Source organism: Symbiobacterium thermophilum IAM 14863, from assembly GCF_000009905.1.
Classification (GTDB): Bacteria; Bacillota; Sulfobacillia; order Symbiobacteriales; family Symbiobacteriaceae; genus Symbiobacterium; species Symbiobacterium thermophilum.
The window spans coordinates 3252799-3267331 of the sequence record NC_006177.1 but is presented as its reverse complement, the minus strand read 5'-3'; the positions used below and the strand labels follow the sequence as shown (position 1 = coordinate 3267331).

Here is a 14533-nt window from a genome sequence, read left to right as displayed (position 1 = left end):
GGAAACACGATCGTGGCTCGCAACGAGAACGTTCAGGGCGAACTGAAGGAGAAGATGGTGGACCTGCGGCGCGTGGCCAAGACCGTCAAGGGCGGCCGGCGCATGAGCTTCTCGGCCGTGGTGGTCGTCGGCGACGGCAACGGGCGCGTGGGCGCAGGCCTTGGCAAGGCGGCCGAGATCCCCGAGGCGGTCCGCAAGGGGACCGAGGACGCCAAGAAGCACATGATCAAGATCCCGCTGAACGGCACCACCATTCCCCACGAGGTGATCGGCCGGTTCGGCGCCGGGAAGGTCCTGCTGAAGCCGGCCTCCCCGGGTACGGGCGTCATCGCCGGCGGCGCGGTCCGTGCCGTGCTGGAGGCGGCCGGCGTGCGTGACATCCTCACCAAGAGCCTGGGCTCCAACAACGCGGCCAACCAGGTGCTCGCCACGCTCGCGGGGCTGCGCCAGCTGAAGAGCGCGGAGGAAGTCGCGAAGCTGCGCGGCAAGCCCGTCGAGCAGATCCTCGGTTAGAGGAGGGATGAGACGTGGCTGGTACGCTGAAGATCACCCTCAAGAAGGGTCTGGCCGGCAGGGACCAGCGGATCATCGCCACTTTGAAGTCCCTGGGCCTGACCAAGCTCAACAAGACGGTGGAGCGGCCCGACAACCCCGCCGTGCGCGGCATGATCGCCCGCGTGGCGCACATGGTCGAGGTGCAGGAGGGGTAGGGCTTTCTGACAGCCCAGACGAATTGAGGTGACAAACGGATGAAACTGCATGAGCTGGCTCCCAACCCCGGCGCCCGGCACGAACGCAAGCGCGTGGGCCGCGGCATCGGTTCCGGCCTCGGCAAGACGTCCGGCAGGGGCCACAAGGGCCAGAAGGCCCGCTCCGGCGGCGGCGTCCGCCCCGGCTTCGAGGGCGGCCAGATGCCGCTGACCCGGCGGCTGCCCAAGCGGGGCTTCTCCAACGCTCCGTTCAAGGTCCGGTACGAGGTGGTCAACGTCGCCGACCTGGAGCGGTTCGAGGCCGGCACTGTCGTGACCCCCGAGCTGCTGGACGAGACCCGGGTCTGCAAGAACGCCACCAAGGGCGTCAAGGTCCTGGGGACCGGTGAGCTGACGAAGGCGCTGACTGTGCGGGCGCACGCGGTAAGCGAGTCTGCCCGGCAGAAGATTGAGGCCGCAGGCGGAAAGGTTGAGGTTATCGGAGAAGCCACCGAAGAGGTGAAGTAACAGCCATGGCGATGCTGGAAACGCTGCGCAATTCGATGCGCGTGCCCGGGCTGAGGAAGCGTCTGCTCTTCACCATCGGGATGCTCGTCGTCATTCGAATTTGCGCGCACATTCCCGTCCCTGGGGTCAACCTGGATCGGTTGACGGAAGTGTTCGGAGCAGGCGGCCTCTTCGATTTCTTCGACATCTTCGCCGGAGGCGCGTTCTCCCAGTTTGCCATCGTCGCGATGGGCGTGACCCCCTACATCAACTCCTCCATTATCATGCAGCTGCTCACGGTCGTGATCCCGCGGCTGGAGGAGCTGCAGAAGGAGGGCGAGGAGGGGCGCAAGAAGATCCAGCAGTACACCCGCTACGGCGCGGTGGTGCTGGGTCTCGTCCAGGCCTTTGGCATCGGCTACGCGCTGCGGAGCTACGGCGCCTTCTACAGCAACAGCTGGACGACCCTCTTCGTGATCATGGTCAGCCTGACCGCCGGCACCGCCCTGGTGATGTGGATCGGCGAGGAGATCACGGAGAAGGGCATCGGCAACGGCATTTCGCTGATCATCTTCGCGAACATCGTCTCCCGGCTGCCTTACTCCATCTACAACGAGATCCTGTTGCTCCGGGCCGGCCAGCGTAACATCTTCCAGCCTCTGCTCGTGGCTGTGGTCGCCCTCTTGATGGTGGTCTTCGTGGTCATCATCAACGAAGCCGTGCGGAAGATCCCGGTGGAGTACGCGAAGCGCGTTGTCGGCAGGCGGGTGGTCGGCGGACAGCGGACTCACCTGCCCATCCGCATCAACCAGGCCGGCGTGATTCCGCTGATCTTCGCCTCGTCCCTGATGTACTTCCCCATCACGATCGCGGGGTTCTTCCCGAACTCTGACTTCGCGGTCTTCGTGGGCAGGTACCTGGATACGCGGTCCTGGTGGTTCATGCTGATCAACGCGCTGCTGATCGTCTTCTTCACCTACTTCTACACCGCGATCACCTTCAACCCTGAGAACGTGGCCGACAACATCAAGAAGAACGGCGGGTTCATTCCGGGGTATCGGCCGGGCCGGCCCACCGCCGAGTACCTGGAGCGGGTCTCCAGCCGGCTCACGCTGGTGGGTGGCCTGTTCCTGGCGGCGGTGACGATCCTGCCGATCACGATCATGAGCCTCGCCGGCGTCCAGAATGCGTACATCGGCGGCTCCTCGCTGCTGATCGTGGTCAGTGTGGCGCTGGAGACGACGAAGCAGCTGGAGGCGCAACTGGTGATGCGGCACTACCAGGGGTTCATGCGGACTTAGGTGATACACGAGGGTGCGCAGAGGACCGGACCGTCCTCCCCGTCCGGAGGACGCCGGTCCTCGCGGGTCCCGTCTGCGCGCCCGGTTTGGTGAAAGCGAGGTAGGGGGATGCACATCATTCTGATGGGCCCGCCGGGAGCAGGCAAGGGAACCCAGGCCGTGCTGCTGGCCGGGCAGGAAGGCATTCCACACATCTCCACCGGGGACATCTTCCGTGCCCACATGAGCCAGGGCACTCCCCTGGGCAAGCTGGCCAAGGAGTACGTGGATGCTGGCAAGTATGTACCGGATGACGTGACCAACGCCATGGTCAGGGACCGGCTTGCACAGCCCGACTGCAAGAAGGGGTTCGTCCTGGACGGATACCCGCGGACGCCGGAGCAGGCCCGGGCGCTGGACGAGATGCTGGCTGAGCTGGGCCTCGCGTTGGACGCCGTCATCAACATCGACGTGCCGGACGAACTGCTGGTCGAGCGTGCGGTGGGCCGCCGGGTGTGCCGCTCCTGTGGGGCCACCTATCACGTCCGGTTCAACCCGCCCCGCGAGGCCGGCCGCTGTGACCGGTGCGGCGGCGAGCTGTACCAGCGCAGCGACGACCAGGAAGAGAAGGTTGCGGTGCGCCTCAACCTGTACCATTCCCAGACGGCGCCGCTTCTCCAGTTCTATAAGGAACGCGGGCTGGTTCGCACCGTCCGCGGAGACCAGCCCATGGACCAGGTCACGGCCGACATCAAGGAGGCCGTGCGGGCTTCCCGCTGAGGCCGCATCGGCCGCGCTTGCAAACGTGGCAGTGCGGTGCTATCCTGGCTATCGGCTGGGAAATCCGGGAAGCGCTGCGCACAGGCAGGCGCAGGCCGAGTTGGGACCGGATAATCTCACCAAACTGTGAGGAATAAATCCCCGGTTCTGTGCTATACTTATGATATTGGCCTTTCACCGTGTAAGCCCGACATGCGAGTGCGATGACGGAGGTGCACGAACGTGGATCAACCGGGTCTAAGGCCCGGCGCCATCGTGCGCTCTCTGGCCGGACGCGACCTGGGAACATATTACGTCGTGGTGCGGGTGCTGGATGAGCGGTTCGTTGCAGTGGCCAACGGCCAGCGACGTACGGTGTCTCGTCCGAAGGTGAAGAACCGGCGGCACCTCGAAGTAATCGGCTGGGTGGACGCCTCGCTGGCTCTCCGACTGGAACGAGGCGCCAAGGTCACCGACGAACAGATCGCCAAGGCCCTGGAGACCATGCCTGCGAGAGTCTACGAGGGGGTTTAGAACGGGCGTATGTCGAAGGACGACGTCATTGAGGTTGAGGGCACCGTCGTCGAGAATCTGCCCAATGCGATGTTCCGCGTGGAGCTGCCCAACGGTCATCGGGTGCTGGCTCACGTGTCGGGCAAGATCCGGATGCACTTCATCCGGATTCTCCCTGGGGACCGCGTGACGGTGGAACTATCGCCTTACGACCTGACTCGTGGTAGAATCGTATACCGGTACAAGTAGCCGGTTGTCCCCAGCCGTTGACATTTGACCAGTCCTGCAATGGGCTGCATCCCTGCGCTTGACGTGGACCGCTGAGGCCAAACGAGCGCGCGAAGAGAGGAGGGGCTGCTCGTGAAGGTTCGCCCGTCGGTGAAGCCGATTTGCGAGAAGTGCAAGGTCATCAAGCGTCACGGTCACGTGATGGTGATCTGCGAGAATCCGAAGCACAAGCAGAAGCAGGGATAGTTTCCTTGACACGCCCGGCTCGGCGGGCACCCGCCGGAGCGCGGGAACCAGACACACGCTGTTTGCTTATCCGGCTGGCGCACCTCCTGCCGTGGCGGGAGGCGCACCGGCGTTTACGCATGGGCTCGAGGTTCGGACACTGCCGGGAGGCGTGCAAAACCCGAACTGGAACCCGGCGGCTTCCCCTCAGGGAGCGGCTGGTGGCCGAGGTCCCTCTTCCCTCGCCACATTTCCTGCGGTGTTGTCGTTTGGGACGGGTCGTGCAATCTGGACGATCACCTTGGTCTTTTGCATGAGGAGGGTAATTCAGCAGCATGGCGCGTATTGCAGGCGTAGACCTGCCTCGTGACAAGCGCATCGAAGCCGCCCTGCCGTACATCTACGGCATCGGCTGGTCGCTTTCCCGTGAGATCCTGAAGAAGACCGGCATCGATCCGGACACTCGCGTGCGCGACCTGACCGAGGAGCAGGTGGCCAAGCTGCGCGAGGTCATCGATCATGAGTACAAGGTCGAAGGCGACCTCCAGCGCGAAGTGCAGATGAACATCAAGCGGCTGATCGAGATCGGCTGCTACCGGGGCCTGCGGCATCGCCGGGGTCTGCCCGTGCGCGGGCAGCGCACCAAGACGAACGCCCGGACCCGGAAGGGCCCGCGGCGCACGGTCGCCGGCAAGAAGAAGGCGAAGTAAGGAGGGACACGTCTGAATGGCTAAGCGCACTGCCCGCGTGAAGCGCAGGGAGCGGAAGAACGTAGACAAGGGCGTGGCCCACATCCGTTCTACCTTCAATAACACGATCGTGACCATCACCGATGTCCATGGCAACGCGCTGGCCTGGGCGACCGCCGGCGCCATGGGGTTCAAGGGTTCCCGGAAGTCCACGCCGTTTGCGGCCCAGATGGCGGCCGAGAAGGCGGCCAAGGACGCCATGGAGCACGGCGTGCGTGAGGTTGAAGTGCTGGTCAAGGGGCCGGGGTCCGGCCGTGAGGCGGCGATCCGCCAGCTGCAGGCCGCCGGCCTGGAGGTCACGGCGATCAAGGACGTGACCCCGATTCCCCACAACGGCTGCCGCCCGCCGAAGCGGCGCCGCGTGTAGGACGAGGAGGGGAAAAGTAACCAATGGCGCGATACACGGGTCCCGTCTGCCGGCTGTGCCGGCGTGAGGGCGTTAAGCTTTACCTGAAGGGCGAGAAGTGCTACAGCGACAAGTGCCCCATCGTCAAGCGGGCTACCCCGCCGGGGCAGCACGGCGCCTCCCGGCGCAAGCCGACGGAGTACGCCATCCAGCTGCGGGAGAAGCAGAAGGCCCGCCGGTACTACGGCGTGCTGGAGCGGCAGTTCGAGCGTTACTTCGAGATGGCCTCCCGCAAGAAGGGCGTCACCGGCGAGGTGCTGCTGCAGACGCTGGAGCGGCGCCTCGACAACGTCGTCTACCGGATGGGCTTCGCCGCCAGCCGTGCGGAAGCCCGCCAGATCGTCAAGCATTCCCACATCGAGGTCAACGGCCGCAAGGTCAATATCCCCTCTTACCTGGTGCGCGAGGGCGACGTGGTCGCCGTGCGCGAGTCCTCCCGCGAGCACAAGCGCATCAAGGAGCTGGCCGCGGCTGCCACCCGCACGGTGCCGGCCTGGCTGTCGGTCGATCCGGAAGCCTTGCGCGGCACGGTTCTCCGGCTGCCCAATCGCGACGAGATCGACACGCCGGTGCAGGAGCAGCTCATTGTCGAGTTCTACTCCCGGTAACGGTCGCACCGACTGTGGCACTGGCCGCAGCTGGTGGGCAGAGCTGGGTTCTTGGGCGGTGGCGTAGGGCGCTCACATGAGTGAGACAGGGAATTGGGGGTATCTACCAGATGATCGGAATGGAAAAGCCCAAGATTGAGACCGTGGTGCTGGCGGAGGACAACAGCTACGGCAAGTTCGTGGTGGAGCCTCTGGAGCGCGGCTACGGCATCACCCTTGGCAACTCCCTGCGGCGGATCCTGCTCTCTTCCCTGCCGGGCGCCGCAGTCACCTCTGTGAAGATCGACGGCGTGCTGCATGAGTTTTCCACGCTCCCCGGTGTGGTCGAGGACGTCACGGATATCATCCTCAACCTCAAGCAGCTCTCGCTCCGGATGCACAGCGACGAACCGAAGGTCCTGCGCCTCCACGCGGAGGGCGAGGGCGAGGTCACCGCGGGGGACATTCATACGGACGCCGATGTGGAGATCCTCAACCCGGACCTGCACATCGCCACCCTGGACAAGGGCGGCCGGCTCATCGCCGAGATCACCGTCAGCAAGGGGCGGGGCTACGTGCCGGCCGACCAGAACAAGACCCCGGACATGCCCATCGGCGTGATCCCCGTCGACTCGATCTTCTCCCCGATCCGTCGGGTGAACTACACCATCGAGCACACCCGCGTCGGCAACAAGACCAACTACGATAAGCTCACCCTGGAGGTCTGGACCAACGGGGCCATCCGGCCCGACGAGGCCTGCTCCTGGGCGGCGAAGATCCTCAAGGAGCACCTGGAGCTCTTCATCTCGCTCACCGAGGACGCCGACGAGATCGAGGTCATGCAGGAGAAGGAAGACGACGAGCGGAACAAGCTGATGGAGATGACCATCGAAGAGCTGGATCTCTCCGTTCGTTCGTACAACTGCCTGAAGCGGGCGGGCATCAACACCATCGCGGAGCTGGTCTCCAAGACCGACGAAGAGATGATGAAGGTCCGCAACCTGGGCAAGAAGTCGCTGGAAGAGGTCAAGACCAAGCTGGCGGCCTTCGGCCTTTCGCTGCGGCAACCTGATGACTAGCCCCGAGGCGCTTTCGATCTGGACAGGATAGGGGTGAACCAAGGAAAATGGCCAAATATCAGAAGCTCGGCCGGGACAGCTCGGCCCGCAAGGCCTTGTTCCGGGCCGTGGTGACGGCCCTCTTCGACAAGGAGCGGATCGAGACGACCGAGGCCAAGGCGAAGGCGGTTCAGTCCATCGCCGAAGAGATGATCACCCTGGCCAAGCGCGGCGATCTGCACGCCCGTCGGCAGGCCCTCGCCTACATCTACGACGAGTCGGTCGTGACGAAGCTGTTCAACCAGATCGCTCCCCGGTACGCCGACCGCAACGGCGGCTACACCCGGGTGATCAGGACCGGCGTTCGGAAGGGCGATGCGGCCCCCATGGCGATTCTCGAGCTGGTCTGAACTCACTGGTGCGAAACGCCCGGGCGCGGCAGCGCCCGGGCGTTTCAGCGACGCGGGAGGGAATTAGGCCGTGACCAACCCGTACATCGTCGCGGAAGGGGTCTCCTACGCCTACGGCCGTGAGGAGGCCGACGGCGCGGCACCGGTCCGGCTGGCCCTGGACGGGGTGGACCTGGACGTGCGCCGGGGCGAGTTTCTGGCCATCCTGGGGATGAACGGCTCCGGCAAGTCCACCCTGGCGCGGCACCTGAACGCCCTCCTGCTCCCGCGGGCGGGGCGGGTGCTGGTCGACGGCCTGGACACCCGGGAGGAGGCCAATCTCTGGTCCATCCGGGACCGGGTCGGCATGGTCTTCCAGAACCCGGACAACCAGATCGTCGCGGCCGTGGTGGAGGAGGACGTCGCCTTCGGCCCGGAGAACCAGGGGCTGCCCTCGGCGGAGATCCGCGCCCGGGTGGCGGAGGCCCTGGAGGCCGTGGGCATGAGCGAGCACAGGGAGCGGTCGCCGCACCTGCTTTCGGGCGGCCAGAAGCAGCGGGTGGCCATCGCCGGCGCCCTGGCGATGCGTCCCGCCTGCCTGGTGCTGGACGAGCCCACCGCCATGCTCGACCCGTCGGGCCGCGCCGAGGTGCTGGCGGTTGTCCGCCGCCTCAACCGGGAACTGGGCATGACGGTTGTCTGGATCACGCACTTCATGGACGAGGCGGTCGTGGCCGACCGGGTGGTGGTGATGGCCGAGGGCCGGGTGCAGATGGTCGGCACGCCCCGGGAGGTCTTTGCTCAGGCCGACCGCATCCGGGCCCTCCGGCTGGACCTGCCCCCCGCCGTGCAGGCTGCCGAGCGGCTGCGGGCGCAGGGCGTGCCGCTGCCCAGGACGATACTCACGCTGGATGAGCTGGTGGAAGCGCTATGCCAATTGTATTCGAGGCCGTAAGCCACATCTATCAGCCCGGGACCCCGTTTGCCTGGAAGGCCCTGGACGACGTCTCGCTGACCATCCCAGACGGGGAGTTCTGGGGGATCATCGGCCCCACGGGATCGGGCAAGTCCACCCTGATTCAGCACATGAACGGCCTGCTGCGGCCCACGACCGGCCGCGTGCTGGTGGACGGCCTGGACCTTTCCGACCGGAAGACGGACCTGCGCAAGGTGCGCCAGCGGGTGGGCCTGGTCTTCCAGTACCCCGAGCACCAGCTGTTCGGCGAGACGATCTTCGAGGACGTCGCCTTCGGCCCGCGCAACATGCAGCTGGGCGCCGCGGAGGTGGAGCGGCGGGTGATGACGGCCCTGGAACGGGTGGGGCTGGATCCGGCGATGAAGGACCGCTCGCCCTTCGGCCTTTCGGGCGGCCAGGCGCGCCGGGTGGCCTTGGCGGGGGTGCTGGCCATGGAGCCGCGGGTGCTGATCCTGGACGAGCCCACCGCCGGCCTTGACCCCCAGGGGCGGCGGGAGATCCTGGACCTGGTGGGCGGCTTCGCACGGACGGGTATGACGGTGGTGCTGGTGTCCCATTCGATGGACGACGTGGCCGAGTACGCGGACCGGGTGCTGGTGATGCACCGGGGCCGGGTCCACATGCTGGGTACGCCCTGGGAGCTGTTCGCCCGGCGTGCCGAACTGGAGGCGATCGGCCTTGGCGTGCCGGCGGCGGTCGCGCTGGCGGACAAGCTCCGGGAGCGGGGCTGGTCCATCCCGCCGGACGTGGTGACCATGGACGAGGCGGTGGCCGCCATCCGGGGCGTCCTGGCAGGCAGGAAGGGGGCTGACCGCCCGTGAGCTTCCAGGTCGCCATCGGGCAATACTACCCCGGGAACTCGCTTCTGCACCGGCTGGACCCGCGGGTGAAGATCACGGGAGTCTTCCTGCTCTCCATCGCCATCTTCCTTCCCCGGGCGTGGCCGGGCCACCTGGCGGCCGTCCTGTTCACCCTGGCGCTGGTGGCCCTGGGGCGGGTGCCGCTGAAACAGATTCTGCGGGGCCTCCGGCCCATTCTCATCTTCCTGGTGATCACGGCGCTGTTCAACCTGTTCCTGACGCCAGGCGAGGAACTCTTCCGCATCGGGCCCGCGGTCGCCACCCGCGAGGGGCTCCGGCTTGTCGCCGTGACCTCGACCCGGCTGCTCCTGCTGGTGACCATCGCGTCGATCCTGACGCTGACCACGTCGCCGATTCGGCTCACCGACGGGCTGGAGATGATGCTGCGCCCCCTGCGGCCTATCGGCGTCCCCGCGCACGAGCTGGCGCTGATGATGACCATCGCGCTGCGCTTCATCCCCACCCTGGCCGAGGAGGCCGACCGGATCATGCGGGCGCAGCAGGCCCGCGGCGCCAGCTTCGCGACGGGGTCCCTGGTCTCTCGGGTACGGAGCCTGGTGCCCGTGCTGGTCCCGCTGTTCGTGGCGGCCTTCCGGCGGGCTGACGAGCTGGCGACCGCGATGGAGGCCCGGGGGTATCGCGGCGGCGAGGGCCGGACCCGCATGAAGGAGCTGACGTTCACGGCCCGTGACGCCGTCGCCCTTGTGGTCCTGATCGGCTTCGTCGCGCTGATGGTGGTCATGCGGATCGGGGGCGTCGGGTAGCGGCGCCTGGGGGGAGGTGCGCGATGCGGACCATCAAGCTGATCCTCGCCTACGACGGCACGGCCTATGCCGGCTTTCAGCGGCAGCCCAACGGCATCACCATCCAGCAGCGGCTGGAGGAGGCGCTGCGAGCCGTCACCGGCGAGCCCGACCTGCGCATCGGCGCGGCCGCCGGCCGCACGGACGCGGGCGTCCACGCCCGGGGCCAGGTGGTGCACCTGCGCACATACGCCACCATTCCCATCGACCGGTGGCCCGCGGCCCTGAACGGCCATCTCCCGGACGACATCGCCGTCATCGGCGCAGAGGAGGCGCCCCCCGACTTCCACGCCCGGTACTGGGCCCGGGAGAAGCGGTACCGGTATACGTTCTGCCTTTCCCCGTACCGGCTGCCGATGGCCCGTCTGTACAGCTACCACTGGCACCGGCCGGTGGACGTGGACGCGATGCGGCGGGCGGCGGCGCTGCTGGTGGGGCGGCACGACTTCGCCGCCTTCCGGGCGACGGGGGGATCGGCCCGCACGACCGTGCGGACGATCACCCGGCTGACGCTCACCGAGGAGCCGCCGTTCCTCCACCTGGACGTCACGGCCGATGGCTTCCTCTATAACATGGTGCGGATCATCGCCGGCACGCTGCTGGAGGTGGGCGCAGGCCGGCGCAGCCTCGACCGGGTGGCCCAGGCCCTGCGGCACGGCCGGCGGGAGGATGCGGGCCGGACCCTGCCGCCCCACGGGCTCTGCCTGGAAGAGGTGGTCTACGGCGACGGCCCGAGCATTCCGCCCTGGGCCGCGGAGGCCGCGCCGGACGCGGATTTGGAGCCTTGACAGTGGTTCGTTCGCCAATGTATACTATGGAGCGTTGACCTCGCCACCTCTGGCGAAAAGAGGTTCTGACCAGGAGCGACCTGGACCTCGCGCCTTTTCCCCGAGTAGGGCGTGTACGCCAGGCGCCGGCCGATGAACATAGATCATCCGAAGACCCTCGATGACCGATTCCGTAGGAGGGAACCCCGTGAACAAGACTTACATGGCCAATCCGCAGAATGTGGAGCGGAAGTGGTATGTGGTCGACGCCGAAGGCAAGACCCTCGGGCGGTTGGCCAGCAAGGTGGCTGCCATTCTGCGCGGCAAGCATAAGCCCACGTTTACCCCGCACGTTGATTGCGGTGATTTTGTCATCATCGTCAATGCCGAGAAGATCCAGGTGACCGGCAAGAAGGTCACGGACAAGGTCTACTACCGTCACTCCGGTTATCCGGGCGGACAGAAGGCCACGACCTTCGAGCAGATGATCGCGAGGCGGCCTGAGCGCGTCCTTGAGCTCGCCATCAAAGGCATGCTTCCGCACAACCGGCTGGGCAGGCAGATGTACCGCAAGCTGAAGGTGTACGCCGGTCCCGAGCACCCGCATGCGGCGCAGAAGCCCGAGCCGCTTGAGGTCTAATCGAGAGGAGGCGTGTTGATCGATGTCGACCGTGACGCAGTACTGGGGTACGGGCCGCCGGAAGACCGCCATCGCCCGGGCTCGCCTGCTGCCGGGTACCGGCAACTTCGTGGTGAACGGCCGCACCCTTCAGGAGTACTTCGGTCTTCAGACCCTGCAGATGATGGTGGAGAGCCCGTTCACCGTGACCGGGACGACGGGCAAGTTTGACGTCTACCTGAACGTGATCGGCGGGGGCATCTCCGGCCAGGCGGGCGCCTGCCGGCACGCCATCGCCCGTGCGCTGGTCAAGTATGATCCCGAGCTGCGCCCTGCGCTGAAGCAGGCCGGATTCCTCACCCGCGACCCGCGGATGAAGGAGCGCCGGAAGTACGGCCTCAAGAAGGCCCGCAAGCGCCCGCAGTTCTCCAAGCGCTAAAATGGCAGGAGCCCGTGGCGAGTTGCCACGGGCTTTCTTCATGCGTCCGGAGCCCGCCTGTCCTTCTGCAACCGGCATGTCCGCGCAGGTGGCGCATACCCTTCCTGCATGAGGGGGGAGGAGTGTGCGCAAGTTTCCGCTGCCTCAGGCCGTCTTGCTGGGCCTGGTCGCCGCCGTCCTGGTCGCGGCGACCTGGCCGCTGTGGAAAGGGCTGCGGGCGTCCCGGGAGGGCGGCGAGCCGCAGGCCCCCGAACCCGCGCCCGGCCCGCTGGCCGGCTTGGTCATCGTGGTGGATCCGGGACACGGGGGCTGGGATCCGGGGGCCGTGGTGGCGGGGGTGAAGGAGAAGGACCTCACGCTGCAGGTGGCCCACGTCCTCAAGGAGATTTTGGAAGCGCGCGGGGCCCGGGTGGTTCTCACCCGGACCGACGACACCCACTACTCCCGCACGGTCCGGGAGGACCTGCGTCAGCGGGTGGCCCTGGTGGGCGAGCACCAGGCGGACCTGTTCCTGTCGCTGCACGCGAATCAGGACCGCTGCCACTGCTGGGGCGCGCAGACCTTCTACCAGAAGGGCGGCTCGGCGGAGGGCAAGGCCCTGGCCATCTCCATCCAGAACCGGCTGCGGGAGAGGACCGATACCACCCGATACGCCCTGCCGGGCGACTACTTCGTCCTGCGCACCACGGAGGTGCCGGCGGTCATCGTGGAGATGGGCTTCCTCTCCAACGCGGCCGAGCGCGGCCGGATGCAGCAGCCGGAGTACCAACGGACGATTGCCGAGGCCATCGCAGACGGGGTCGTGGACTACCGGGAGTACATCTCCCGCCATCCCGGCACGGCGCCGGAGAATCCGGCTGACCCGGGGGAGGCCTCCCCCCGGTCCTGAGATTGGGAGCGGGGCGGAGGAATCGCCGGTCGGCGCCTCGAAACCCCTGTAGGAATCGTAGCAGCCAGGGGAGGCGCCGACGTTGCACCGTAATCTCAACTACGGATGGATCGATGTCATCACCTCGGGCAGCATGTACGCCGGCAAGACGACCGAGCTGATCCGCCGGGTCCGAACGTTCATCCTGGCGAAGCGGACCGCCGTCGTCTTCCAGCCGCGCATGGCCAAACGGTATACCGACGACGAGGTGATCGTGACCCATGACGGGCTCCGGTTCGAGGCGGTCCACACCGACAGCCCGCTGGAGATCCTCTGGTATGCTGAGATCCACAAGCCCGACGTGATCGGCATCGACGAGGCGCAGTTCTACGACGTGTCGCTGGTGGACACGGTGCAGGAGCTGGCCAACCGCGGCCATTACGTGATCGCAGCCGGACTGTCGCAGACGTCGGAGGGCAGGCCCTTCGGCTGCATGCCCCAGCTGCTGGCCCTGGCGGACAGCATCACGTCCGTATACGGGGTGTGCGTCGTCTGTGGCGAACCGGCCACCAAGCCGTTCGCGCTTACCGCGAAGACCGAGGACGTGGTGGTGGGTGGCGGCGAAAAGTACGAGGCCCGCTGCCGCAAGTGCTGGCTGGAGGGGAGAAGGGCCCGGGGCGAGCAATGTTGAAAGGGCCGTCCTCGTGGCGTTGCCGGCAGGGGCGGCGGGGCCTCACGGGTGCGGCGGTTTTGCAAACTTCAACCCGTACGAGTAGGGCCCCACGTCGCAGGGGCCGACGAACTGAAACCCGCCGGCCGTAAACTCCGCGATGACGTCATCCGGGTCGACCCGGTGGTCGGCGGGCGGGCCCTCGGGAGTCGGCTCCGGCTTCCAGTCCACCACCAGACAGACGCCTCCCGGGCGCAGGATGCGCTTCACCTCGCCGATGAACATGGAGGCCGGGTCGACCTCGTGGTAGACGTCGGCGATCAGCACCGCCTCGCACGACTCGGTGGGCACCGGCCACTCGTCCTCCTCCTCGGCGAGGACGGGCACGACGTTGTCGACGCCCTGCGCGCGGGCCCGCCGGCGCAGGTGCTCCAGCATCTCCTCGCTGATGTCGATGCCGTACACCACCCCGCCGGGAGGCAGCCGCTTCGCCGCCGGAAGCGCGAACCAGCCGGGCCCGCAGCCCACGTCCGCGAGGGCGGTGCAGCGGTCCAGGTCCAGGTGGCGCAGGACCTGCGCCGGATCGTGCCAGCTGTAGCGGCGCTCGTCCAGAAGCCGTTCGACGCGCTGAGGATCGAACCTGTGGACCACCGCTCATCACTCCTTTGTCTGTCTGGAGTTTGGACGTCTGGCGGATGACGATTAGCACGGGAGGGAGATCACATGTCGCTTGCGCCCGGTCTCACCGCGACGGCCGAGACGGTGGTGACGCCGGAGAACTGCGCCAGGGCCGTGGGCAGCGGCGCGGTGGACGTGTTCGCGACGCCGATGATGATTGCGCTCATGGAGGAGGCGGCGGCCAGGGCGGTGGAGCCGTTCCTCGGGGAGGGCGAGACCACCGTGGGCACCCGGGTCGACGTCGAGCACCTCGCCGCGACGCCGCCGGGGATGAAGGTCCGGGCCACCGCCGTGCTGGAGCGGGTGGACGGGCGGCGGCTGCTGTTCCGGGTCGAGGCGTTCGACGACCGGGAGCGGGTCGGAAGCGGCACCCACGAGCGGGTCATCGTGCGCATGGAGAGGTTCCTCCAGCGGGCGGGGGAAAAGCGGTTGCCTTAAATGCTTTAACGTGCTAAACTTCCTC

At 66.9% G+C, this 14533-nt stretch carries 23 protein-coding genes; 22 read left to right on the top strand and 1 reads right to left on the bottom strand.

Annotated features, from left to right (window positions below; genetic code table 11):
• The first annotated feature begins 12 nt into the window (after window positions 1-12).
• From rpsE to STH_RS15100, 21 genes are all read left to right on the top strand, one after another.
• Window positions 13-513 carry a 30S ribosomal protein S5 gene (rpsE, locus tag STH_RS15200; RefSeq protein ID WP_011197173.1) on the top strand — a complete coding sequence of 167 codons (501 nt, stop codon included), beginning with the start codon at window positions 13-15 and terminating at the stop codon, window positions 511-513.
• 14 nt (window positions 514-527) lie between these two features.
• The gene (rpmD, locus tag STH_RS15195) at window positions 528-710 is read left to right on the top strand and encodes a 50S ribosomal protein L30 (RefSeq protein WP_011197172.1); all 183 of its coding nucleotides are present in this window, start codon (window positions 528-530) and stop codon (window positions 708-710) included.
• 39 nt (window positions 711-749) lie between these two features.
• Window positions 750-1217 carry a 50S ribosomal protein L15 gene (rplO, locus tag STH_RS15190; RefSeq protein WP_011197171.1) on the top strand — a complete coding sequence of 156 codons (468 nt, stop codon included), beginning with the start codon at window positions 750-752 and terminating at the stop codon, window positions 1215-1217.
• Window positions 1218-1228: 11 nt separating this feature from the next.
• Complete coding sequence (gene secY / locus STH_RS15185) at window positions 1229-2497, top strand: preprotein translocase subunit SecY (RefSeq protein WP_011197170.1); 1269 nt, start codon at window positions 1229-1231, stop codon at window positions 2495-2497.
• A 108-nt stretch (window positions 2498-2605) separates the two neighbouring features.
• Entirely contained in the window at window positions 2606-3256 is a 651-nt protein-coding gene (locus STH_RS15180; RefSeq protein ID WP_011197169.1) for an adenylate kinase, read from the top strand.
• Between the two features lie 222 nt (window positions 3257-3478).
• Entirely contained in the window at window positions 3479-3769 is a 291-nt protein-coding gene (locus STH_RS15175) for a KOW domain-containing RNA-binding protein (protein ID WP_043714321.1), read from the top strand.
• A gap of 9 nt (window positions 3770-3778) precedes the next feature.
• The gene (infA, locus tag STH_RS15170) at window positions 3779-3997 is read left to right on the top strand and encodes a translation initiation factor IF-1 (RefSeq protein ID WP_011197167.1); all 219 of its coding nucleotides are present in this window, start codon (window positions 3779-3781) and stop codon (window positions 3995-3997) included.
• A gap of 111 nt (window positions 3998-4108) precedes the next feature.
• Window positions 4109-4222, top strand: coding sequence for a 50S ribosomal protein L36 (rpmJ, locus tag STH_RS15165; protein WP_011197166.1), 114 nt, complete (start codon window positions 4109-4111; stop codon window positions 4220-4222).
• A 314-nt stretch (window positions 4223-4536) separates the two neighbouring features.
• A complete protein-coding gene (rpsM, locus tag STH_RS15160; RefSeq protein ID WP_011197165.1) occupies window positions 4537-4911 on the top strand; it encodes a 30S ribosomal protein S13 in 375 nt (124 codons plus the stop codon).
• Between the two features lie 16 nt (window positions 4912-4927).
• Window positions 4928-5317, top strand: coding sequence for a 30S ribosomal protein S11 (gene rpsK, locus STH_RS15155; RefSeq protein ID WP_011197164.1), 390 nt, complete (start codon window positions 4928-4930; stop codon window positions 5315-5317).
• A 23-nt stretch (window positions 5318-5340) separates the two neighbouring features.
• Complete coding sequence (gene rpsD, locus STH_RS15150; protein WP_011197163.1) at window positions 5341-5964, top strand: 30S ribosomal protein S4; 624 nt, start codon at window positions 5341-5343, stop codon at window positions 5962-5964.
• 110 nt (window positions 5965-6074) lie between these two features.
• A complete protein-coding gene (locus STH_RS15145; protein WP_011197162.1) occupies window positions 6075-7022 on the top strand; it encodes a DNA-directed RNA polymerase subunit alpha in 948 nt (315 codons plus the stop codon).
• 47 nt (window positions 7023-7069) lie between these two features.
• Complete coding sequence (gene rplQ, locus STH_RS15140; protein WP_011197161.1) at window positions 7070-7411, top strand: 50S ribosomal protein L17; 342 nt, start codon at window positions 7070-7072, stop codon at window positions 7409-7411.
• Window positions 7412-7481: 70 nt separating this feature from the next.
• A complete protein-coding gene (locus tag STH_RS15135; RefSeq protein ID WP_011197160.1) occupies window positions 7482-8345 on the top strand; it encodes an energy-coupling factor transporter ATPase in 864 nt (287 codons plus the stop codon).
• Window positions 8321-9187: an energy-coupling factor transporter ATPase gene (locus STH_RS15130; RefSeq protein ID WP_011197159.1), complete on the top strand. Its 867-nt coding sequence runs from the start codon at window positions 8321-8323 to the stop codon at window positions 9185-9187. The genes STH_RS15135 and STH_RS15130 overlap by 25 nt, the downstream gene beginning before the upstream one ends.
• Window positions 9184-9990 carry an energy-coupling factor transporter transmembrane component T family protein gene (locus STH_RS15125; protein WP_011197158.1) on the top strand — a complete coding sequence of 269 codons (807 nt, stop codon included), beginning with the start codon at window positions 9184-9186 and terminating at the stop codon, window positions 9988-9990. Before STH_RS15130 ends, STH_RS15125 begins: the two co-directional genes overlap by 4 nt.
• A gap of 23 nt (window positions 9991-10013) precedes the next feature.
• Window positions 10014-10817: a tRNA pseudouridine(38-40) synthase TruA gene (gene truA, locus STH_RS15120; protein ID WP_011197157.1), complete on the top strand. Its 804-nt coding sequence runs from the start codon at window positions 10014-10016 to the stop codon at window positions 10815-10817.
• A gap of 160 nt (window positions 10818-10977) precedes the next feature.
• The gene (rplM, locus tag STH_RS15115; protein WP_050742319.1) at window positions 10978-11436 is read left to right on the top strand and encodes a 50S ribosomal protein L13; all 459 of its coding nucleotides are present in this window, start codon (window positions 10978-10980) and stop codon (window positions 11434-11436) included.
• A 22-nt stretch (window positions 11437-11458) separates the two neighbouring features.
• Window positions 11459-11854, top strand: a complete 396-nt coding sequence (gene rpsI / locus STH_RS15110) for a 30S ribosomal protein S9 (protein ID WP_043714318.1) — start codon at window positions 11459-11461, stop codon at window positions 11852-11854.
• Window positions 11855-11978: 124 nt separating this feature from the next.
• On the top strand, window positions 11979-12743 hold the full coding sequence (locus STH_RS15105) for an N-acetylmuramoyl-L-alanine amidase CwlD (RefSeq protein ID WP_011197154.1): 765 nt from the start codon (window positions 11979-11981) through the stop codon (window positions 12741-12743).
• An 82-nt stretch (window positions 12744-12825) separates the two neighbouring features.
• Complete coding sequence (locus STH_RS15100) at window positions 12826-13413, top strand: thymidine kinase (protein ID WP_011197153.1); 588 nt, start codon at window positions 12826-12828, stop codon at window positions 13411-13413.
• Window positions 13414-13455: 42 nt separating this feature from the next.
• Here STH_RS15100 and STH_RS17575 read toward each other — a convergent pair whose 3' ends face one another.
• Complete coding sequence (locus STH_RS17575; protein ID WP_011197152.1) at window positions 13456-14043, bottom strand: class I SAM-dependent methyltransferase; 588 nt, start codon at window positions 14041-14043, stop codon at window positions 13456-13458.
• A 72-nt stretch (window positions 14044-14115) separates the two neighbouring features.
• Between STH_RS17575 and STH_RS15090 the strand changes: the two genes are divergently transcribed.
• Window positions 14116-14508, top strand: coding sequence for a thioesterase family protein (locus tag STH_RS15090; RefSeq protein WP_011197151.1), 393 nt, complete (start codon window positions 14116-14118; stop codon window positions 14506-14508).
• The last annotated feature ends 25 nt before the right edge of the window (window positions 14509-14533 follow it).